We start from the raw sequence: 21,164 nt of genomic DNA on the forward strand, positions 1-21,164 counted from the left end.
CTCACTCCAGTCACCCTTGCCGGGCTTTTGTTCTTCGACGAGCCAACAACCTGGTTCACCCCCCAATCGCTGGTGAACCGTCAATCAAGTCCTACGTTTACTCGGTGACCACACTTGGCGAACCCAGGTTGGCCAGGCGCACGCTGTTCTGTACCTGGGCGATTTCACCCGGCGAACCGATCGGTCCCAGGCGAACCCGGTGCAGGGTCTGCTGATTGCGCACGATCGAGCTGATGAACACCGGAGCGCTCACCATCCCGCTGAGCTTCGACCTCAGGAGTTCTGCAGCGTCCGGGTTGGCGAACGCGCCCACCTGCAGATACTGGCCAGACGCTGGTGCAGAAGCGTTTTTTTTTGCGTCGAGCTGAACCGGCACGACGGCCGCGGCGTGCTGCTGCGGCGGCGGAGTCCATTGTTCGACGGTGCCGGCCGAGGCCGTGATCACCGGGGCGCTATTCTGCGCGACTTGCGGCTCGTTGAGCATCAAAGGCGCCGGACGGCCCTTGGCGGCCCACCATTGCTGAGGGTCGATGCCTTCGACCTTGACCCGCGCGGTGCCGATTTCGGCATAACCGAGCTTTTTCGCGGCGGCGTAGGACAGGTCGATGATCCGGTCCGAGTAGAACGGCCCGCGGTCATTGACCCGCAGGATCACGCTCTTGTTGTTGTCCAGGTTGGTCACCCGAACGTAACTCGGCAGCGGTAGTGTCTTGTGGGCGGCACTCATGCCGTACAGGTCGTAGACCTCGCCATTGGCGGTGTTCTGACCGTGGAATTTTGTGCCGTACCAGGACGCGGTGCCGGAGGCCACGTAAGTCTTGGACTCCTGCAACGGGAAGTAGGTCTTGCCCAGCACGGTGTACGGGTTGGCCTTGTACGGGCCGGTGTGCAGGGTCGGCGTGGCATCCGGGATGCGCGATACGTCGACGTCCCACCACGGCGCGCCGTCCTTGTGGGCCCGGTTGATGTCCAGGCCCGGCTGCGAACGCACGGCGGTGGTTGGCTTCTGGCTCGGCGAACGGCTGGTCGAACAACTGGCGACCAGCAACGCCAACGCAGCGAAAGCCACCAGCTTCAGGGGTTTATTGATAGGCAATGCCCGCATTACTTGACGCCCCGTGCTTGTACCAGCTGTTCAGACAGTTGATGTACGGCCATGGCGTACATCACGCTGCGGTTATAACGCGTGATCGCGTAGAAATTCTTCAGGCCCATCCAGTATTCCGGGCCATTGTCGCCTTCGAGGCGGAATGCGGTGACCGGCATGTCATCGCGCAGCGCATCATGACTCGACCAGCCCAGCGCTCGCAACTCCCCGACGGTTTTCGTCGGCTCGATGCCGGTGGTCAGGCCTTCATCCACCTGCTCGCCCCGTACATCCGCGCGACTGACCACCGGCTCGCCGGCAACCCAGCCGTGACGCTTGAAATAGCTGGCGACGCTGCCGATCGCATCATCCGGGTTGTTCCAGATGTTGATGTGGCCGTCGCCGTCGAAATCCACCGCGTAGGCGCGAAAACTGCTCGGCATGAACTGCGGCAAACCCATCGCCCCGGCGTAGGAACCCTTGAGGGTCAGCGGGTCGACCTGCTCTTCGCGCGCCAGCAGCAGGAACTCACGCAGCTCCTTGCGGAAAAATTCGGCACGGGGAGGATAGTCGAAACCCAGCGTGGACAACGCATCGATCACCCGGTAATTGCCGGTATTACGTCCGAAAAAGGTCTCAACGCCGATGATCGACACGATCACCTGGGCCGGAACGCCGTATTCCTGCTCGGCTCGGGCCAGAGTCGCCTCGTGCTGGCGCCAGAAGTCCACACCGCGGGCGATGCGCGCGTCAGTGATGAACATCGGCCGGTATTCTTTCCACTGCTTGACCCGCTCGGCGGGTTTGGAAATGGCGTCGAGAATCGCCTGTTTGCGCTGGGCCTCGCGGAACACGGCCATCAGTTGTTCGCCGGCGAAACCGTAGTCGCGGGTCATTTCACCGACGAATTCGGCCACCTGGGGCGAGCCTTCGTAATCGCCGGCCAACGCTTCCTGCGCGCTGCCAAGGATGCCTACCAGGCCGAGCCACGGTGCGTATCGTGTCGCCCAGTCACGCATTACTTGCATTGAACTCTTCACCTTATTCAAACCTGTGCGATCCACTTGCGATGGGTATGGATCGACATCAAAACCCCAAACGCTGACAGCAGCGTCACCAGCGAAGTTCCGCCGTAGCTAATGAACGGCAACGGCACCCCCACCACCGGCAACAGGCCACTGACCATACCGATGTTGACGAAAACGTAAACAAAAAACGTCATGGTCAGCGCACCGGCCAGCAATTTGCCGAACAGCGTCTGCGCCTGGGCGGTAATCACCAGGCCACGACCGATCAGCAACAGATAGATCAGCAACAGTGCGCAGATGCCCACCAGGCCAAACTCTTCGCCCAGCACCGCAATGATGAAGTCAGTGTGGCTTTCCGGCAGGAAGTCCAGGTGCGACTGGGTGCCCAGCAGCCAGCCCTTGCCGAATACGCCACCGGAACCGATGGCGGCTTTCGACTGAATGATGTTCCAGCCAGTGCCCAGCGGATCGCTTTCCGGGTCGAGGAACGTCAGGATCCGCTGTTTCTGGTAGTCGTGCATGATGAAAAACCACATCGCCACCGACACCGGAATCGCCGCCGCCAGTACGCTGAGAATCCAGCGCCAGCGCAGCCCGCCCATAAACAGTACGAAGGCGCCACCGGCCAGAATCAGCAGCGAAGTGCCGAGATCGGGTTGACGTACGATCAGGGCGAACGGCACACCGATCAGCAGCAGACTGATGCCGACATGCTTGAGCTGCGGCGGCAAAGTGCGTTTGGACAGATACCAGGCGATGGTCGCCGGCATCAGGATTTTCATGAACTCCGAGGGCTGGAAGCGGATCACCCCGGGGATGTTGATCCAGCGGGTCGCCCCCATGGCGTTGTGGCCCATGATGTCCACCACCAGCAGGAGCACCACCCCGACCACGTAGCCGAGCGGTACCCAGCGCGCCATGAACCGAGGCTCGAACTGGGCAATGATGATCATCGACACCAGACCGATGCCGAACGAAGTGGCTTGTTTACCCAGCAGATCCCAGCTCTTGCCGCTGGCCGAATACAGCACAAACAGGCTGCCGGCTGCGAGGATCAGCAGCAGGACCAACAAAGGGCCATCGATATGCAAACGTTGCAGCAGCGTCGCCCGGCGACGCATCACATCCTCGCTGGAGAGCATGCGATCGAAATTATTCATCACGGGCCGTAGCCTCCGCACTGATAGGGCTGGCGTATTCGGCCTTCAACCGTCCGTCCTGATCCAGCAGCCAGGCATCCATGACCTGGCGCACCACCGGTGCTGCGACACCGGAACCGGACTCACCGTTCTCGACCATCACCGACACCACGATTTTCGGGTCATCCGCCGGCGCGAAGCCGACAAACAGGGCGTGGTCGCGGTGGCGTTCCTGGACCTTGGAGCGGTCGTACTTTTCACCTTGTTTGATCGCCACGACCTGCGCCGTACCGGACTTGCCGGCGATCCGGTATTGCGCGCCGATGGCCGCTTTACGCGCCGTACCCCGTGCACCGTGCATCACCTGTTGCATGCCATGGTTGACCTTGGTCCAGTCCGACGGATCGCGCAGGATGATATCCGGCATCGGATTCTCATCCACCGGCTTCACGCCTTCGAGGGATTTGGCCAGGTGCGGGCGGTTCCACACACCTTTGTTGGCTACCAGCGCAGTGGCCTGGGCCAGTTGCAGCGGGGTCGATTGCATATAGCCCTGGCCGATCCCGAGAATCAGGGTTTCGCCGGGGAACCACGCCTGGCGCCGGGTCGCGCGTTTCCACTCGCGGGACGGCATCAGGCCGGGGGATTCTTCGAACATGTCCAGCGAGACCTTCTGGCCGATGCCGAACTTGTTCATGTAGGCCGACAACCGGTCGATGCCCAGCTTGTGTGCCAAATCATAGAAGTAGGTGTCGTTGGACCGCATGATCGCCGTGTCGAGGTCGACGAAGCCGTCCCCGGTGCGGTTCCAGTTGCGGTACTTGTGATCGTAGTTGGGCAGCATGTAGTACCCGGGGTCGAAGACCCGGCTTGACGCCGTCACCACGCCTGCATCGAGACCGGCAATCGCCACCGCCGGCTTGATCGTCGAACCCGGCGGGTACAGGCCGCGCAGTACGCGGTTGAACAGCGGCCGGTCGATCGAGTCGCGCAGCTCGGCATAAGCCTTGAAGCTGATGCCGGTGACGAACAGATTCGGGTCGAAGCTCGGCTGACTGACCATCGCCAGCACTTCGCCGGTTTTCGGATCGAGCGCCACCACCGCGCCACGTCGACCGCCCAGCGCGGCCTCGGCGGCCTCCTGCAACTTGATGTCGAGGCTCAGGACAATGTCCTTGCCCGGTATCGGATCGGTACGCTTGAGCACGCGCAGGACGCGGCCACGGGCGTTGGTCTCGACCTCTTCGTAACCCACCTGACCGTGCAGCTCGGCTTCATAGAAGCGTTCGATGCCGGTCTTGCCGATGTGGTGGGTGCCGCTGTAGTTGACCGGGTCGAGGGTCTTCAGCTCTTTCTCGTTGATCCGCCCCATGTAACCCACCGAGTGCGCGAAATGCGCACCCTGCGGATAGTGACGCACCAGTTGCGCGACTACCTCGACGCCCGGCAGGCGGAACTGATTCACCGCGATCCGGGCGATCTGCTCTTCGGTCAGCTCGAACAGGATCGGCACCGGCTCGAACGGCCGACGGCCCTGGCGCATGCGCTTCTCGAAAATCACCCGATCTTCCGGTGTCAGCTCCAGCACCTCGACGATCACGTCGAGCACTTGCTGCCAGTCGCCGGAACGCTCGCGGGTCATGCTCAGGCTGAAGCTCGGACGGTTGTCCGCCACCACCACGCCGTTGCGGTCGAAAATCAGGCCACGGGTCGGCGGGATCGGCTGGACATGCACCCGGTTGTTTTCCGACAGGGTCGAGTGGTACTCGTACTGAATCACCTGCAGGTAATACAGGCGCGCAATCAGCACGCAGATCAGCGCCACCACCGCAATTGCGCCGAACACGACGCGAGCACGCACCAGACGGGCGTCTTTTTCGTGGTCCTTGATGCGGATCGGCTGAGACATGAGGGCGGATTACTTGTGGTAAGGGTGGCCGGACAGCACGGTCCAGGCACGATACAACTGCTCGCCGATGAGGATGCGCACCAGCGGGTGCGGCAGCGTCAGCGGCGATAACGACCAGCGCTGATCCGCGCGGGCACAGACTTCCGGCGCCAACCCTTCCGGGCCTCCGACCATGAAGTTGACCGTGCGCGAGTCCAGGCGCCAGCGATCGAGTTCGACCGCCAGCTGCTCGGTGCTCCAGGGCTTGCCATGAACTTCGAGGGTGACGATCCGCTCGTTCTGCCCGACCTTGGCCAGCATGGCTTCGCCTTCCTGACGGATGAAGCGGGCCACGTCGGCGTTCTTGCCACGGGTATTGAGCGGAATTTCCACCAGTTCCAGCGCCAGTTCGGACGGAAGACGCTTGGCATATTCATGCCAGCCTTCTTCCACCCACTTGGGCATGCGTGAACCGACGGCGATCAGTCGCAGTCGCACAGCAATCCCTTACAGCTGGTCTTTGTTGAGCTTGGTGAAATGCTCGTGGGTGTTTTCCGGGCTGTGGTGCTTGGCGTCCGCCGCACGGCTTTGCTCGGCACCGGCCCACAGGCGCTCCAGGTCGTAGAACTGACGCGCCGAGGCAGTCATCATGTGCACGATCACCAGGTCCAGGTCCAGCAGCACCCAGTCGCTGTCGCCCTTGCCTTCTTCGCCCAGCGGCTTGGCGCCGTTCTTTTTGACCTCTTCGCGAACCTTGTCCAGCATCGCGTTGATCTGGCGGTTGGAAGTACCGGTGGCGATGATCATGTAGTCGGTGATGCTCTGCTTGTCGCGCACATCAATGATCTGGATGTCCTGGGCCTTGACGTCTTCCAGGGCTGCAACGGCCACCTTGACCAGTTCGTCGCCCTTGAGCGGCTCGTTGGAGTTGACCGGCTCTGGCAGCGGAGCGCTCTTGAATGTGCCTTTGCGCTTTACTTTGGTTTGGTCTTTGTCAGTCATATAAAACTCGTTTTGCTCATATATTCGGCGGCTTGGCGACACGTGGATTCGTATCAGTGAAGCACGCCTTGTTCAGTTCGACGCACGGTACAGACCGTGCGCATCGATGTAGGCCAGGACCGCGTCGGGCACCAGGAAACGTACCGACTTACCGCTGGCCAGCAGTTGACGGATCTGGGTGGCGGAAACCGCGAGCGGTGTCTGCCAGACGAATGCAATCTGTCCGCTCGGCCCCTTCAGGGCCAGCGGGTCGCTCACCGAACGCGCTGCCAGCAGGTTGCGCAAGGCATCCGGCGGTTCGCTGTCGGCGTCCGGGCGCTGTAGCACCAGGATGTGGCAATGCTGGAGCAACTCTTCCCAGCGGTGCCAAGTGGGCAGGCCGCAAAATGCGTCCCAGCCCAGAAGCAGAAAAACCTGGGTCTCGGCGGCCATTTCGGCCCGCAGCGACTCCAGGGTATCGATGGTCCAGGACGGTTTGTCCCGCTGCAATTCGCGGGCGTCCACCACCAGCGGCGGCACACCGGCCACCGCACATTCAACCATTGCCAGCCGATCCTGCGCCGACACCTGCGGCGTATCGCGGTGCGGCGGCCGGGCGCTGGGCATCATGCGCAGCTCATCGAGCCCCAGCGCTTCGGCAACTTCCAGCGCCCCACGCAAATGGCCGACGTGCACCGGGTCGAATGTCCCGCCCAGTACGCCAATGCGCCGGGGACGGGACTTCTTGCCGGGTTTCGGCGCTTTCAGGTCGAGGTCGGACAAGTCAGACCGTCGCCTGGCCGCGCAACTGGCCATCACCGACCACGATGTACTTCTCGCAGGTCAGTCCTTCGAGGCCCACCGGGCCACGGGCGTGCAGCTTATCAGTAGAAATGCCGATCTCGGCACCCAATCCGTATTCGAATCCGTCGGCGAAGCAGGTCGGGGTGTTGATCATGACCGACGCCGAGTCGACCTGAGCCACGAACTGGCGGGTGTCGGCGAGGTTTTCGCTGACGATCGAGTCGGTGTGATGGGAGCCGAAATGGTTGATGTGTTCGATGGCCTGATCCAGGCCATCCACCACGCGGATCGACAGAATCGGCGCCAGGTACTCGGTGCTCCAGTCTTCTTCGGTCGCCGCTACCGCTTCAATGATCGCCCGGGTACGTTCGCAACCACGCATTTCGACGCCTTTCTCGCGGAACTGCCTGGCCATCGACGGCAGGAAATCCTTCGCAACACTTTGATCGACCAGCAAAGTCTCCATCGCACCGCAGATGCCATAGCGATAGGTTTTGGCATTGAAGGCGATGCGCTGGGCTTTCGACAGATCGGCGTGTTCGCTGACATAGACGTGGCAGATGCCGTCCAGGTGCTTGATCACCGGCACCCGGGCGTCACGGCTGATGCGCTCGATCAGACCACGGCCACCGCGCGGTACGATCACGTCTACGTACTCGGGCATGGTGATCAGCGCGCCAACGGCGGCACGGTCAGTGGTTTCCACCACTTGCACCACGGCGGCCGGCAGTTCGGCTTCGGCCAGACCGCGCTGGATGCAGGCGGCAATCGCGCGGTTGGAATGAATCGCCTCGGAACCACCGCGCAGGATGGTCGCGTTGCCGGACTTCAGGCACAGGCTGGCGGCATCGATGGTCACGTTGGGACGGGATTCGTAGATGATCCCGATCACGCCCAGCGGTACACGCATCTTGCCGACCTGAATACCCGACGGACGGAAGCTCATGTCGCGGATCGCACCCACGGGATCCGGCAGCGCTGCGACCTGACGCAGACCGACGATCATGCCGTCGATGCGCGCCGGGGTCAGTTCCAGACGTTCCAGCAGCGAAGGCTCCAGACCGTTGGCGCGACCGGCGGCCAGATCCTGTTCATTGGCTGCCGCAAGCTCGGCGCGGGCAGCGTCCAGGGCATTGGCGGCAGCCAGCAGGGCGCGGTTTTTCTGCGCGGTGCTGGCACGGCCGATGACGCGGGAGGCTTCGCGGGCGGCGCGACCCAATCGGGTCATGTAGTCAAGAACGGACTCAGTCATGGTCTGCTGGGGTCTTGGCAAAGAGGAAAGCGGCAGATTATAGCTGTCGCGTCCCGGGACTAACAGCGGTGACGGGCGGATGGTCGAAATGGACGGCGATTTGCCGACGTTCAGCCGGGATTAAGCCGCCAATTGTTATCATCACGACCTCCTTCGCCTGGATAAACACTGTTTGCCATGTCCAACCTGACCGTTCGCGCCACCTCCGCGCGCCAGCCTGTGGGCCTTGCGGACGCCTTTTTCGACCGAGACGCCCAGACGCTGGCCCGCGATCTGCTCGGCAAAGTCATCCGCCACCGCGTCGGCGATTTGTGGCTCAGCGCCCGGATCATCGAAACCGAAGCGTATTACTGCGAAGAAAAAGGCAGCCACGCGTCCCTCGGCTACACAGAAAAGCGTAAGGCTTTGTTTCTGGACGGCGGCCACATCTATATGTACTACGCCCGTGGCGGCGATTCGCTGAACTTCAGCGCGCAGGGTCCGGGCAACGCGGTGCTGATCAAATCGGCCTATCCATGGGTCGACGAGATCAGCGGCCCGGCCAGTCTGGCGCAGATGCTATTGAACAACCCCGATGCTCAGGGTCGACCGCGTCCGTCGCAAAAGCTCTGCGCCGGGCAGACATTGCTCTGCAAGGCGCTGGGACTGAAAGTGCCGATGTGGGATGCCAAACGCTTCGACCATGAAATCCTGCTGGTGGAAGACACCGGCCCCGCGCCGACCCATATGATTCAAACAACCCGCCTGGGCATTCCCCACGGCCGCGACGAACACTTGATGTATCGCTTCGTCGATGCCGCCTATGCCCAGTGGTGCACGCGGAACCCGCTGCGTCGTGGTCAGGTCGAAGGTCGCGATTATTTTCTGCTGTGAATGCACACCCCTGCGGCACGCCGGCCAGGGACCTCAATGAAATGGAGTGGTTTGTATGGGCCCATGGCTCGATAGCGTGACCGGGTGGCTGGCCGCCAATCCGCAGTGGCTGGCCGCTGCAGTGTTTGTCGTGGCCTGTGTGGAATGCCTGGCGATTGCCGGCTTGATCGTGCCCGGCACGGTGCTGCTGTTTGCCGTGGCGGTGCTGGCCGGCAGCGGTGCACTGTCGTTGAGCGAAACCCTGTTGCTGGGTTTTCTCGGCGGGATTCTCGGTGATGTGATTTCGTACTTCCTCGGTCGCCACTTCCACCAGAACATCCGGCGCCTGCCGGGCCTGCGCCATCACCCGGAATGGATGGCCGGCGCCGAGACCTATTTCCAGCGCTACGGCATCGCCAGCCTGCTGGTCGGGCGCTTCATCGGCCCATTGCGGCCGATGCTGCCGATGGTCGCCGGAATGTGCGACATGCCCTTCCCGCGCTTCGCGGCCGTGAGTCTGCTGGCGGCGGCCGGCTGGAGTCTGGCGTACCTGCTGCCGGGCTGGGCCACCGGTGCGGCGATTCGCCTGCCATTGCCGGAAGGTTTCTGGCTGCAGGCCGGGATCGTTGCCGGCAGCATCGCCGTGATGGTCGGCCTGAGCGCCAACAGCAGCCTGCGCCGCCATCGCCGGGCAGCGATCTGGATCGGCAGCATGAGCCTGTTGATCCTGATCGGCTTGTTCATCGGTTACCCGTATCTGACCGCCCTCGATCAGGGCGTCATGACCCTGGTACAGGAACACCGCCGCCCGGCGCTGGATGAGGTGGCAGTGGTTTTCACCCTTATCGGTGAATTCCGCAACATGCTGTTGTTCAGCGCCCTGCTGACAGCGCTGTTGTTACTGTGCCGTCAGTGGCGCCATGCGATTTTCGTGGGCGGTACCCTGCTCGTTACGGCCCTGGCCAATACCGGGACCAAACTGTTTTTCGCCCGGGTACGCCCGGAAGTACTGACCGATCCACTCACCAGCTACAGCATGCCCAGCGGCCATGCGTCCGGATCGTTCGCGCTGTTCCTGGCGCTCGCCGTGCTGGCCGGACGCGGGCAACCGCCGCGCCTGCGCCTGACCTGGCTGTTGCTTGGTTGTATACCGGCGCTGGCCATTTCCCTGTCACGGGTGTATCTGGGCGCGCACTGGCCAACAGATGTCCTGGCCGGTGCCATGCTCGCTGCCTGCGTGTGCGCAGCGGGCCTGTGGCTCAGCCAACGCCGTGCCCCTCTGGGTGCTATGCCGCAGAAAGTCTGGTGGCTGGTTTTGCCGGCGCTGGTCGCTCTGTTTGGTTTCTTCGTATTGCGACACCTGCCACACACCCTGCTTCGATACGCCTATTGAGCCGCATCCGCCGCTTCACGGATTCCCCTTCGGGGCGAATCCGCAAGCGGCGATCAGTCCTGTTTCTGAACTGACACTCTGCTGTTTCGACAAATACGTCACCGCCACACTTGCCCGAAGTGAACACACAAAACTCGTCATCGCGACAAAGCCGACAACCATAAAGATAATTGGCAAAACAATATGCCTGTCCAAAAAATCATTGCATGACAGATTGAATGCTCAACACCTCAAGGAAGAGTATTGATCTTGTCTATTCCGTTCGAAACAACTTATGAAACATATCCTGCAACTGCAATTACTGTTTCCGACCTAAGTAACCCATCAACTGGCAAAGAGACCGGCACTTCCTTTCCGCACGGCCAGACACCCAGCCTGCGTGATACAGACAGCCTGTTTGGCCCCTTGCGCATCGGCGAAATGACCGTCAGCCGTCAAGAGCTGTTTGCCTTGGGCGGGCGGCTCAATGGTCAGGTCATCTGCGCAGCCAATACTTATTTCCCCGAGCCCGATCAAACATTCATTGACTCATTGGAATTCGACCCGGCCGAAGTTGAGCAGCGTATCAAGTCAGTCAATAAGCAAGAAGGCCAGAAAGTTGCGCCACTGCTGTATGAAATTGTCACACAGCGCTCACCGAATGCCCCATCGCTGATGCGCGAGATGGCGACGGGCGAATCTGCTGCGGCAATGAACAAGATCAACAATCTGCTGAAAGCCACACAACGCCTGGACATACGCAGGGACCCGCTGCCGGATCATTTACCCAATTGGGTAGACAAGGCCAAGAGTCGCAGCCTGGCCGGCATGGGGGTGGGGTTGCAGGCCTACGGACTGTACAGCGCGTTCACCGGCGCCATCGACGCCCTCAAGAAAGGCCATACGGGGGAAGTCCTGATCAATGTCGGCGGCGGCCTTTCGGAGATCACCTCATTGGGATTCGAGTATGCCCTGACCAGGACGGGCGAGCATATGATCCGACAGGGTTCGACGGCGATTGAACAATTCGGCAAGACCGGCATGGGCAAGTGGTTGTGCCGGGGCGCAGGACTGATCGCCAGCGTGCTGACGCTGCCGTTTGACATCTACACCGCCATCAAATCCTTCAACGATGCCGCCAAGGCCCAGGGCAAAGAGGCTCAGGACCTCTACGTGACAGGAGGGTTGAGTGTATTCAGCGCCGCGTTGTCACTGGCGCTGGGTTGCGCGGCACTGGCAGGCTTCCAGGCGGCCGGCCCGGTGGGCATCGCAGCGGCGGCAATCATGATTGTCGGCGCCAGAATCTACGGCGCTGTCCGGGCCGTCGACGACATCGACGATTACATCGAGCTGTCCGTGAACGAACGCTGGCGCGCCGGCTGGTTCGCCTTCACCGGGCAGGACCAGGACAAGGCACTGATGGAGCGTTACCTGGTCGCCCGAACCACCAGCAACTATGCCAAGGCCTTGAAGACCCAAAGCCTGCGCTGGCTGGACAATGAACTCAAGGACAGTGTCGACGCGATCGTCAACGGCCGGTTCGATGTCAGGCTGCAACCCACCCGCCTCCATCGTTACCAGTGGGATGAAAGCAAGGGTGAAGGGCCCTACATCACCGAGAACCTGCCGGTCATCGTCGAGATCGACGACCATTATGATGCAGGCGCTGGCCTGCCGGACTCGGACGCTATCGTGACCACCGTGAAGAGCGACCCCGCCAAAGGGGTTTTCTGGAACCTCGGCGGTGGCAATGACAGGGTGCAGGGGGTACGCAACAAACCGAATTTCTTCAGTTACGGCACCGGCAAAAAAAACCTCAACGGCGGTGACAGAGACGATTCGTTTCTCTTTCAGTCCGCCAGCGACGCACTTTCAGGTGCAGAGATCCGGCCGAGTCATCTGCAAGGGGGAGACGGTACCGACCTGCTATGGCTGCAAGGCACTCACAGGCACCTGGATCACATCCCGGATCCACCGCTTTACCTCGGTTATGACATTGACCTGAAAGCCGGCAGGCTCGGGCTGCGCTCGGCGAACCCGGCGATCGAACCAGTGCTGCATTCCACGTTCAGCTCCATCGAAAAAGTCGAAACCCTGGCCGGCGCGTACAACCGGGTCAAGGGATCGGATCAGGCCGACGTCATTACCGCCAATGGGCAGGATCAGGTCAATGCCGGTGCAGGGGATGACCATATTTCCGTCCGGGGTCTCTTTGCCAGCGTCGACGGCGGTAGCGGCAACGATACCTACCAACTCAATCCTCTGAGTCGCCAGATTCTCATTACCGAGGATGGCGTGGAGCCCAGCAAGGTTTATCTGGGGGTCACACTTGAAGCGATTCAGAACTGGCTCATCCGTGATCATGCCCTGGTAATCGAATCGCTTCGTGACGACCACCCCCGCTCGCCGCTACGCACACTGGTACTCGAAGCGGTCTACCGGACCGTCGACGGCAAACGCGTGCTGAACAACGACAAATGGATATTCATCACCCAGGATGGCTACCACTTGCAACCCGAGTGGCCGGCCGAGATTGCGGCCAGCGCCCACCAGCCCCTGCAGGTCAACGTCATCACTGTCGGCATGGCCAGGCCATCCCCGGTGCTGCTCAACAATCCGGTCAACATTCCGTCCTCCAAAGCACACTCGTATTACTTCGTTTCCAGACAGAACTATCACACCACCCTGAAAGCCGCCCCGGCAGACATAGGGGCGCACAGCACGCTGTATGTCGACTTCGACAGCAAGGACATTGCTGAAGTCAGGGCGATCTATACGGTCACCGCGCAGCAGACAAACGCATTTACCATGCTCGCTTACGACGATGTCCACTTCACGATCTCTTTCGGTCCGGGTGCCGGACTGCTCTCGCTGCATGGCGCCGTCATCGAAAATGCGGGGAGGAAAAGTGACAGAGGCGCCGGCATCCTGACCTCGGGCTGGAAAATGAATCACGCTTTCACCCTGGTCATGCGTGATGGCGTTTCCTATGAGCTCGACTATCCGGACACTGCCTGTCTGGACGATGCCAGAAACCCGGGCTACCGAACGGTAGAAAGTCGTAACTCGCTGCGAGCCCGCGCCGGTACCTACCTGTTCGTCAAACCCTCTGTCGAAAAGCGCACCCTGAAGAACACCCCGCAACGCGTCGACTTCAAGGCCATCGATCACAACGCGACCTTCTGGCTGGAAGGTCGATCCTCGACGTATGCGCTGTACCCGGCCAGCAACATGTCCATTCGCCTGTCCACCGCCGAAGCGGACGCCAGCCTTCGAGGATCCTCGACCTGGCACATTCATACGCAACAGTTGCAGGAAGCGATCAGCGACAGTCACCTCTCCATCAAGGATGACCTGCTCAAGATCGGCAGCATTCACGTTCATCTGCCCGACAGCAACGACGCATCGCTGCCCCTGGAAACCATCGACGTGATCGACTCCTCGGGGCATCGCTATCGGGTCAATACGTTGTTCGAGGTGATTGGTCTGCATGCCGTCAATGCGCTCTCCTGCGCCTCGACCCAGGCGGTCGTCGACCTGATAGACGACCATAAACACCGGCAGATCCTGGAAAGCGATAACGTTCCCATCGAGAACATCCATCTGTCCGACGCACCTCACGCAAGAATTTTCTATAACGCGGCAACAGGTCAGTGGACAGCCGGCAGCGACGCCACACGCCTGATCGATGCCGAGCGCCTCGTCATCGAAAACAGATCGGCCGCCATGACGGCAACGAACTGAATCGCAGCAAGGAACAACACTTCAATCGTCAAGGAATGACACGATGCGTCCAAAAACACCCCCATCATCAAACCCTCCGAGAGTGAATCAGCAATCGCCAACGGACACGCTCGTCAATCGACCGCGTTCGGATGTCGAAGTACCGATGCTGAATCGCCCACACTCCGATTTTCCCGGCCAACCTGTCGTCGCACCCGGGCCGGGCTCGGGCACTCACTCCGCCGACGGCGGCACCCCGCCCCGAATCGAGATATCCGACCTGCCCGACGTCCAGTCCGCAACAGACAGCGGACTGACCGGCTACCTGTTGAATCAGGCGTTATTGCGCAATATGCAGACAGCGGATGCCGATGGCTTTCGTTTTGTCGTCGGGCGCCGGTTTGTCGATATCCGGGACATCGGCACCGTGCATGTGGAGTTCGACGCGGCTCGAGGGGCCTACCGGATAACCGACCTGTACCGGAAACTGGCGCCCGGCCCGCTGATCCTGAGAGATCCGGGCGAAACAACGTGGCGCCTTGCCCATCAACCGCCGAAAGCGGTCAAACGTCCTGCCAGTGAACAGGGCGATACGCAGAGCAAGCGCCCGGCCATTTCACAACCGCAGCCTTTCCAGCCATTGTCGCGTCTGCATCTGGACCCTCTGCCTCACTGGGTAGAGCTTGATAACCAGGGTTATTACCGACGGCACGAACATGTAATCAGCTCTCCGAACGCCGATTACTTTTACGGATTCAAGGGTACTGACAACTATTGGGTACGGGTTGACGAGCCCCCCGCCGGATTCAATGGCTCGCCCACCCACCTGACCGCCTGGAAGGATCGTCAGATCTGGGAGGCTTACGGCATTCATGGCAAGGACATCACACGCTTTCGGGAAGAGGGCCAGACGAGCGGCAGTCGGCCGCACTGGGTCAAACCGATGGTGACCGACAATGCCAGGCAGGATCTGATCATGGATGGTTTGCGCTGGTTACATCCTCAGAAGACGCTGGATGACGTGACCGAACACCTGCGCAGCTACAATCTTTCGCCTGGGCAGCATGTGCAGTTGCGCAAGGACCTGCTCGACAATCCGCGACAAATGCCACAGTGGGCGGAGCAGCATCGATTACGTTCGCTCGATGACAAAGACCCCGGTCGCTTCGATCAACTGCGACAGGAAATCGAGCCCCTGCTGATCCCCACAAGAAACGGCAAGATTTGGCGCGCCGATCTGGTTGACATTGACCAAAGCCTGAGCCGGTCTTTTTACGACGGATTTCTCGCCAGTCTGGGTTACCTGCGCAACAGCAGCGGTTGCCTGTACCGCGTCGACATTCCCGGCTTGTTCAGGGGTGATGAGCGAACGCCGTTCGAGTTTCATGACGACGGCGTCATGTTGCCGCGCATGAAACATCCAAGAGGGGCGACGACCGAAACACCCGTCAGCGCAACGGTCAGTCTGACGCTGGTCAGAGAGTATTCCGGCAATGGCAGAAAAACCCCGGATCCGGAATATCTGCTCTACAACAACCAGAAGAACAAATACCCCGGCAAGAAACCCGGTGAGCCTGATCACGATTCAAGCGAGTCCGATAACGATGGGTCTGATGCGTCTGACGTGGAGCTGGACTCCGAACGCAACTACGAAACGACTCGACATAATCAGAAGTTCGCTTTCGCCTACATCATCGACACCCGAAAAATGGAAGTGGTGCTCAAAGAGGAAAACGAGCTGCTCAATCTGTCCGCAGAGAAAGACGGCACGTGGTTTCCCCAAGATGATCTCGAAGCACTGATCTCCGCCCCGAAAAATGGCATCGATTCCGAACGCCTCTGGCTGCTTGACTCGACCTACACACGAGCAGCAAAAGTCGACGATGTGGTCCGGGCGGGGACTGATCCATGGTCCACCCATCAGGCCATTGAAGAGCGAACCCACAGCGGCGACTACAACCAGCATGAATATGACGCTCTGATCGACACGGTCGCGAAAGCTGGCAAGCCGATACTGACGCTTGCCCCAGGCAAGGACTGGTTCGCCAGCGACATCGTCTGGCCCGAGTAACGGCCCCGGTCAGCCGGCCTTATGCAAACAGCTCCCCCTGCAACTCATCGAGCAGCGCCTGGATCGCATCCAGTCGCTGCTGCGGGTCGTCGAGTTGCAGCAAATCGATCTTGTCCTCTTCGGCGAAGGGCAACAGATAGGCCAACTGGTTGGCCAGCGATTGCTGGCCAATCGCTTCGGTGCCCATGTTCAGCGCCTCGACCATCGGGTGCTCGGCCAGCGCCTTGAGCAGCGCGACCAGATCCGCGTCTTCATCCTGCAAGGGTTGCTCGGGTTCTTCGTCCAGCCACTCGATATCCGCGACGATCAGTTGATCGCGTTGCACTTCGGTGCGCTGCACGATGAAGCGCCGCCCGCCCTGCACGCGAATACCCAACAGTCCGTTGTCCTGCTGCTGGAAATCGGTGATCCGCGCTTCGCAGCCGACCATGGCGAAACCTTCCGGTGCGACCCCGACTTCGCTGCCTTCAAGGATGCACACCACACCGAAACCTGCGCCCTGTTTCATGCAGCGGCCGATCATGTCCAGGTAGCGCGCCTCGAAGATCTGCAGATCCAGATTGCAGCCGGGAAACAGCACCGTGTTCAGCGGAAAAAGCGGCAGACTCATAGACATTTCCTTACACCACCATCGACACCGCCAACGGCAGGAACACCGCCGTGGCCACGCCCATCAGACTCATCGCCAGCGCCGCAAAGGCGCCGCACTCATCGCTTTCCTGCAACGCCACCGACGTACCGACCGCATGCGCCGTCATGCCCAGCGCCATCCCGCGCGCCTCCGGGCTGTGCACGCCGAGGCGGGTCAGCAGCGCCGGGCCGAAGATTGCGCCGATCACCCCGGTGATCAACACAAACACCGCCGCCAATGCCGCGACACCGCCGATCTGCTCGGCTACCAGCATGGCAATCGGCGAGGTCACCGATTTGGGCGCCATGGTCATCAGGATCATGTGATCGGCACCGAACCACCAGCCCAGCGCCACGCCCATGCCCGTGGCGACCACGCCGCCTATCACCAGCGTAGTAAAAATCGGCCAGAACAATTGGCGGATGCGGCGCAGGTTCAGGTACAGCGGCACGGCCAGCGCCACGGTTGCCGGCCCGAGCAAGATGCTGAGGATCTCCGTGCTCTTGCGGTACTCGGCGTAGGTCAGGCCGCAGCCGACCAGCACGCCGATCACCAACAACATCGAGACCAGTACCGGTTGCAGAAAGATCCAGCGGGTTTTCTCGAACGCCGCCAGCACCAGTTGATAAGCCCCCAGGGTGATGCCGATGCCGAACAGGGGATGGTGAATCACCGAAGCCCAGGCACCTTGCCAGTCGAACAGCATCAGGATTCCTCCGAATGCGGCGCGTGACGCTTGACCAGCCGTTGCATCAGCACGCCGGCGAAGGCCATCGACAGAATCAGCGAAACCACCAGCGCACCGACGATGGCCCAGAAATCCGCGGCAATCGCCGTGGCATAAACCATCACGCCCACCGCCGGCGGCACCAGCAGCAATGGCAGATAACGCAACAGACTGCCGGCGGCGAGGTTCAGCGGCTCGCCGACTTCACCGCGCACGATCAGGAATACCAGCAACAGCAAAAGGCCGATGATCGGCCCCGGCAGCACCGGCAACAGCAAGTGATTGAGGGCCGTGCCGAGCAATTGAAACAGCACCAGCCACGTCAGGCCGCGTAGCAACATCCGTCATCTCCGTCTTACTTTCCAACCCGCAAGTCGTCGGCATTATAAGCACGCCTGCGCTATGGATCGGCATTCGCCAAAAGCATGGTCGGTTGACCTGAGCAAATCGCCATGATGATCTACAGTGGTTCGCAGGGCGGTCAAATCCCCCACCTGAAAAACTATAAAACCGATGAACCCAAGGAGAGTCTCAATGCCCTATGTTCCAGTTGCAGAGCTCAAAGATTATGTCGGCAAGGAACTCGGACGTTCCGAATGGCTCACCATCGATCAGGAGCGTATCAACCTGTTCGCCGAAGCCACCGGGGATTACCAGTTCATCCATGTCGATCCGGTCAAAGCCGCGCAAACGCCATTTGGCAGCACCATTGCACACGGTTTCCTGTCGTTGTCGCTGATCCCCAAACTGATGGAAGACATCCTGATCCTGCCGCAAGGCGTGAAGATGGTGGTCAACTACGGCCTGGACAGTGTGCGTTTCATCCAGCCGGTCAAGGTCAATTCCAAGGTCCGGCTCAAGGTCGACCTCGGTGAAGTGACCGAGAAAAAACCTGGCCAGTGGCTGCTCAAGGCCACCGCCACCCTGGAGATCGAAGGCTCGGACAAACCGGCCTACATCGCCGAACCGCTGTCGCTCTGCTTCGTTTAAGCGCCTGGATGCGAAGCGGCTCACGCTGTTTCGCATCCGCTGCTCCCTGCCGGCTGTATAAGGTCACATAGCTGCGGCATACTCGGTCGCCTAATTGCCCGGATCCCGCTATGCGCTCATTCGCTCCTCTTGCTCCCCTTGCCTTGACCCTGTTGCTGGCCGCGTGTGGCGACGGCGAATCGCTGTTGCCGCCGGATGCGCGCCTGCCCGACGGCGGCCGCTATCGCGGTGAACTGGTCGATGGCTTGTTGCAAGGCCAGGGCCGGGTCGACTACCCCAATGGCAGTTGGTACGCCGGGGCGTTCGACAAGGGGCAATGGCACGGCCAGGGCGAATGGCACGGCAGCAATGGCGAGGTCTATCGGGGCAACTTCCAGCAAGGGCTGTTCGACGGCCAGGGCACGCTGACCACCGCGGCCGGCAGCTACACCGGCGGTTTCAAACTGGGCCGGCGTGACGGCGAAGGCACCCTCAAAGAAAACGCGATGACCTATCGCGGCGAATTCAAGGCCGACCAGTATTCCGGGCTCGGGCGCCTGGAGCTGGATGACGGCAGCTCCTATCAAGGCCAGTTCGCCCACGGCAAACCCAACGGCGAAGGCCAGCGCGGCGATGCCAGCGGCAATCAGTTCACCGGCCACTTCGTCAACGGCCAGCTCGAAGGCAACGGCACCTTCAACAGCGCCGACGGCGACATCTACGTCGGCGGATTCAAAAACAATCAACTGCACGGCAAGGGCCGCTATGAAAACGCCGACGGCGACGTCTGGCTCGGGCAGTTCAAGGAAGGCGCGCTGACTGGCAAGGGCGAACTGATCGGCGCCGACGGCAGCCACTACATCGGTTATTTCAATGACTGGCGCTTCAGCGGTCAGGGCCGACTGAACCTGGCCGATGGCAGTTTCTACGTCGGTGGATTCGACAGCGACAGCTACGCAGGTCGAGGCACGCTGGTGCTCACCGATGGCAGCGTACTCAGCGGCACCTGGATCAATGGCCAGCGGGTACGCGATGCCGACGGCAAATTGCTGCCCGACACACTGGAACTCGGCCTGCTGGCACAGGGTCGCCTGCTCGACGAAGCGCTGGCCAATGTGCCGGCCTCGACCCCGGCGGTGGAGCTGTACACCCTGACCCTCGGTGGTGATGGCAAGCAGAGCGTGTTCCTGCGCGAATCCGATTACGTGGCCAACATGCTCGCCAGCCGTTTCGGCGCCTTTGGCCAGATTCGCCTGGTCAACCATCGCGACCACCTCGGCGACCGGCCGATGGCCACCCGCGAAAATTTGCGTCGCGCCGCTCAAACCCTGGCCGAACGCAGCGGTCCGGAAGATCTGGTGTTCATCTACCTGACCAGCCACGGCACCGCCGAACACGAATTGGTACTCGATCAGCCACGCATGGAGCTGGCCGACCTGCCCGCCGACGAACTCGCCGCCGTGCTCGCACCGCTGAAGAGCCGGGACAAGATCATCGTCATCTCCTCGTGCTATTCCGGCGGCTTCATTCCGGCACTCAAGGACGAACGCACCCTGATCATGACCGCTTCGCGCGCCGACCGCGTGTCGTTCGGCTGCTCCGAAGAAGCCAACTTCACCTACTTCGGCGATGCCCTGTTTGCCCAGGCACTGAATCAGACCGACGATCTGGAGCAAGCCTTCAAACTGGCCAAGGCCACCGTTGCCGAGCGCGAACTGGCGGACAGCTTCGAAGCCTCTGAACCGCAGATCTGGGCGCCAAAAACCGTGCTCGCGCACTGGCAACTGCTGCGTAAACAACAAGCGAGAAAAGCATTGCAAAGTGCTGCATTGAACGACGGAGCGACAAAGAGCAACTAAGCTGAACAGTATCAAGGGAGAGACACTATGTACTTGACGCCTCAGCATGTCTTGCTTGCCGGAGCCACCGGCTTGACCGGCGAACATCTGCTCGACCGTCTGCTCAACGAGCCGACGATCAGCCGTGTCCTGGCCCCCTCACGCCGGCCGCTGGCCGAACATCCACACCTGGAAAACCCGGTCGGCGATCCACAGACCTTCCTGCCGCAACTGGCCGGCCGCGTCGACATTGCCTATTGCTGCCTCGGTACCACCATCAAACAGGCCGGCTCCGAAGAGGCGTTCCGCGCCGTGGATCTGGACATGGTGGTGGCATTCGCCAAACGCGCCCGGGAAATGGGCGCACGGCATTTGATCGTGATCAGTGCTCTGGGGGCTGATCGTCGATCCTCGATTTTCTACAACAAGGTCAAAGGCGAGATGGAGCACGCGTTGCGCGCGCAGGACTGGCCGCAGCTCACCATTTGTCGGCCCTCCTTGCTGCTGGGTGATCGCAGCGAACCGCGCCTGGGCGAACAGCTTGCCGCGCCGTTTTCCAAACTGATTCCCGGCAAATACCGCGGCATCGAGGCCTGCCAACTGGCTCGGGCAATGTGGCGACTCGCGCTGGAAGAGCAGGACGGGGTGCGAATTGTCGAGTCGGATGAATTGAGAAAACTCGGCAAATAATTTCACTCGTCACAGCGGTTCAACGCAGATCCGGGCGACCATTTCCAATGAGATCCGAGGATCTTGCGTTGTACTGCCCCTCAACTGAAACAAACCGAATCGAATCGACCAT

Annotated in this window: 18 protein-coding genes; 7 read left to right on the forward strand and 11 right to left on the reverse strand. The window is 60.9% G+C overall.

Features of this window, described 5'->3' with window-relative positions; all coding sequences use genetic code 11:
• Nucleotides 1-97: 97 nt before the first annotated feature.
• From IHQ43_RS25565 to IHQ43_RS25600, 8 genes are all read right to left on the reverse strand, one after another.
• The gene (locus IHQ43_RS25565) at nt 98-1,105 is read right to left on the reverse strand and encodes a septal ring lytic transglycosylase RlpA family protein (protein WP_192562520.1); all 1,008 of its coding nucleotides are present in this window, start codon (nt 1,103-1,105) and stop codon (nt 98-100) included.
• Complete coding sequence (mltB, locus tag IHQ43_RS25570; RefSeq protein WP_007958658.1) at nt 1,105-2,115, reverse strand: lytic murein transglycosylase B; 1,011 nt, start codon at nt 2,113-2,115, stop codon at nt 1,105-1,107. The genes IHQ43_RS25565 and mltB overlap by 1 nt, the downstream gene beginning before the upstream one ends.
• Nucleotides 2,116-2,132: 17 nt before the next feature.
• Nucleotides 2,133-3,236 (reverse strand): rod shape-determining protein RodA, encoded by a 1,104-nt coding sequence (gene rodA / locus IHQ43_RS25575; protein ID WP_192565063.1) that lies wholly within the window; start codon nt 3,234-3,236, stop codon nt 2,133-2,135.
• Nucleotides 3,237-3,267: 31 nt separating this feature from the next.
• Nucleotides 3,268-5,163, reverse strand: coding sequence for a penicillin-binding protein 2 (mrdA, locus tag IHQ43_RS25580; RefSeq protein ID WP_192562521.1), 1,896 nt, complete (start codon nt 5,161-5,163; stop codon nt 3,268-3,270).
• A 9-nt stretch (nt 5,164-5,172) separates the two neighbouring features.
• Entirely contained in the window at nt 5,173-5,640 is a 468-nt protein-coding gene (rlmH, locus tag IHQ43_RS25585) for a 23S rRNA (pseudouridine(1915)-N(3))-methyltransferase RlmH (RefSeq protein ID WP_009051038.1), read from the reverse strand.
• 9 nt (nt 5,641-5,649) lie between these two features.
• Nucleotides 5,650-6,144, reverse strand: a complete 495-nt coding sequence (gene rsfS / locus IHQ43_RS25590; protein WP_192562522.1) for a ribosome silencing factor — start codon at nt 6,142-6,144, stop codon at nt 5,650-5,652.
• A gap of 72 nt (nt 6,145-6,216) precedes the next feature.
• Nucleotides 6,217-6,939, reverse strand: coding sequence for a nicotinate-nucleotide adenylyltransferase (gene nadD, locus IHQ43_RS25595; RefSeq protein WP_007958652.1), 723 nt, complete (start codon nt 6,937-6,939; stop codon nt 6,217-6,219).
• Entirely contained in the window at nt 6,908-8,179 is a 1,272-nt protein-coding gene (locus IHQ43_RS25600; protein WP_192562523.1) for a glutamate-5-semialdehyde dehydrogenase, read from the reverse strand. The genes nadD and IHQ43_RS25600 overlap by 32 nt, the downstream gene beginning before the upstream one ends.
• Nucleotides 8,180-8,356: 177 nt before the next feature.
• Here IHQ43_RS25600 and IHQ43_RS25605 point away from each other — a divergent pair, with 177 nt between their 5' ends.
• From IHQ43_RS25605 to IHQ43_RS25620, 4 genes are all read left to right on the forward strand, one after another.
• Nucleotides 8,357-9,052 (forward strand): DNA-3-methyladenine glycosylase, encoded by a 696-nt coding sequence (locus tag IHQ43_RS25605; RefSeq protein ID WP_192562524.1) that lies wholly within the window; start codon nt 8,357-8,359, stop codon nt 9,050-9,052.
• Nucleotides 9,053-9,107: 55 nt separating this feature from the next.
• Nucleotides 9,108-10,424: a bifunctional DedA family/phosphatase PAP2 family protein gene (locus tag IHQ43_RS25610; RefSeq protein ID WP_192562525.1), complete on the forward strand. Its 1,317-nt coding sequence runs from the start codon at nt 9,108-9,110 to the stop codon at nt 10,422-10,424.
• A 249-nt stretch (nt 10,425-10,673) separates the two neighbouring features.
• Nucleotides 10,674-14,147 (forward strand): calcium-binding protein, encoded by a 3,474-nt coding sequence (locus IHQ43_RS25615; RefSeq protein WP_244142228.1) that lies wholly within the window; start codon nt 10,674-10,676, stop codon nt 14,145-14,147.
• Nucleotides 14,148-14,190: 43 nt separating this feature from the next.
• Nucleotides 14,191-16,197 carry a hypothetical protein gene (locus tag IHQ43_RS25620; protein WP_192562526.1) on the forward strand — a complete coding sequence of 669 codons (2,007 nt, stop codon included), beginning with the start codon at nt 14,191-14,193 and terminating at the stop codon, nt 16,195-16,197.
• 19 nt (nt 16,198-16,216) lie between these two features.
• Here the strand turns inward: IHQ43_RS25620 and IHQ43_RS25625 are convergent, their stop codons facing one another.
• The 3 genes from IHQ43_RS25625 to IHQ43_RS25635 are packed head-to-tail and all read right to left on the reverse strand — an operon-like array spanning nt 16,217 to nt 17,896.
• On the reverse strand, nt 16,217-16,807 hold the full coding sequence (locus IHQ43_RS25625; RefSeq protein WP_192562527.1) for an LON peptidase substrate-binding domain-containing protein: 591 nt from the start codon (nt 16,805-16,807) through the stop codon (nt 16,217-16,219).
• Nucleotides 16,808-16,817: 10 nt separating this feature from the next.
• Nucleotides 16,818-17,534, reverse strand: coding sequence for an LrgB family protein (locus tag IHQ43_RS25630; protein ID WP_007958637.1), 717 nt, complete (start codon nt 17,532-17,534; stop codon nt 16,818-16,820).
• Nucleotides 17,534-17,896: a CidA/LrgA family protein gene (locus tag IHQ43_RS25635; RefSeq protein ID WP_085697620.1), complete on the reverse strand. Its 363-nt coding sequence runs from the start codon at nt 17,894-17,896 to the stop codon at nt 17,534-17,536. The genes IHQ43_RS25630 and IHQ43_RS25635 overlap by 1 nt, the downstream gene beginning before the upstream one ends.
• A gap of 193 nt (nt 17,897-18,089) precedes the next feature.
• Here IHQ43_RS25635 and IHQ43_RS25640 point away from each other — a divergent pair, with 193 nt between their 5' ends.
• From IHQ43_RS25640 to IHQ43_RS25650, 3 genes are all read left to right on the forward strand, one after another.
• On the forward strand, nt 18,090-18,545 hold the full coding sequence (locus IHQ43_RS25640; RefSeq protein WP_007909575.1) for a MaoC family dehydratase: 456 nt from the start codon (nt 18,090-18,092) through the stop codon (nt 18,543-18,545).
• Nucleotides 18,546-18,655: 110 nt separating this feature from the next.
• On the forward strand, nt 18,656-20,383 hold the full coding sequence (locus IHQ43_RS25645) for a C13 family peptidase (protein WP_192562528.1): 1,728 nt from the start codon (nt 18,656-18,658) through the stop codon (nt 20,381-20,383).
• Nucleotides 20,384-20,410: 27 nt separating this feature from the next.
• A complete protein-coding gene (locus tag IHQ43_RS25650) occupies nt 20,411-21,052 on the forward strand; it encodes an oxidoreductase (RefSeq protein WP_192562529.1) in 642 nt (213 codons plus the stop codon).
• Nucleotides 21,053-21,164 lie beyond the last annotated feature (112 nt).

This window comes from Pseudomonas gozinkensis, from assembly GCF_014863585.1.
Lineage (GTDB): Bacteria > Pseudomonadota > Gammaproteobacteria > Pseudomonadales > Pseudomonadaceae > Aquipseudomonas > Aquipseudomonas gozinkensis.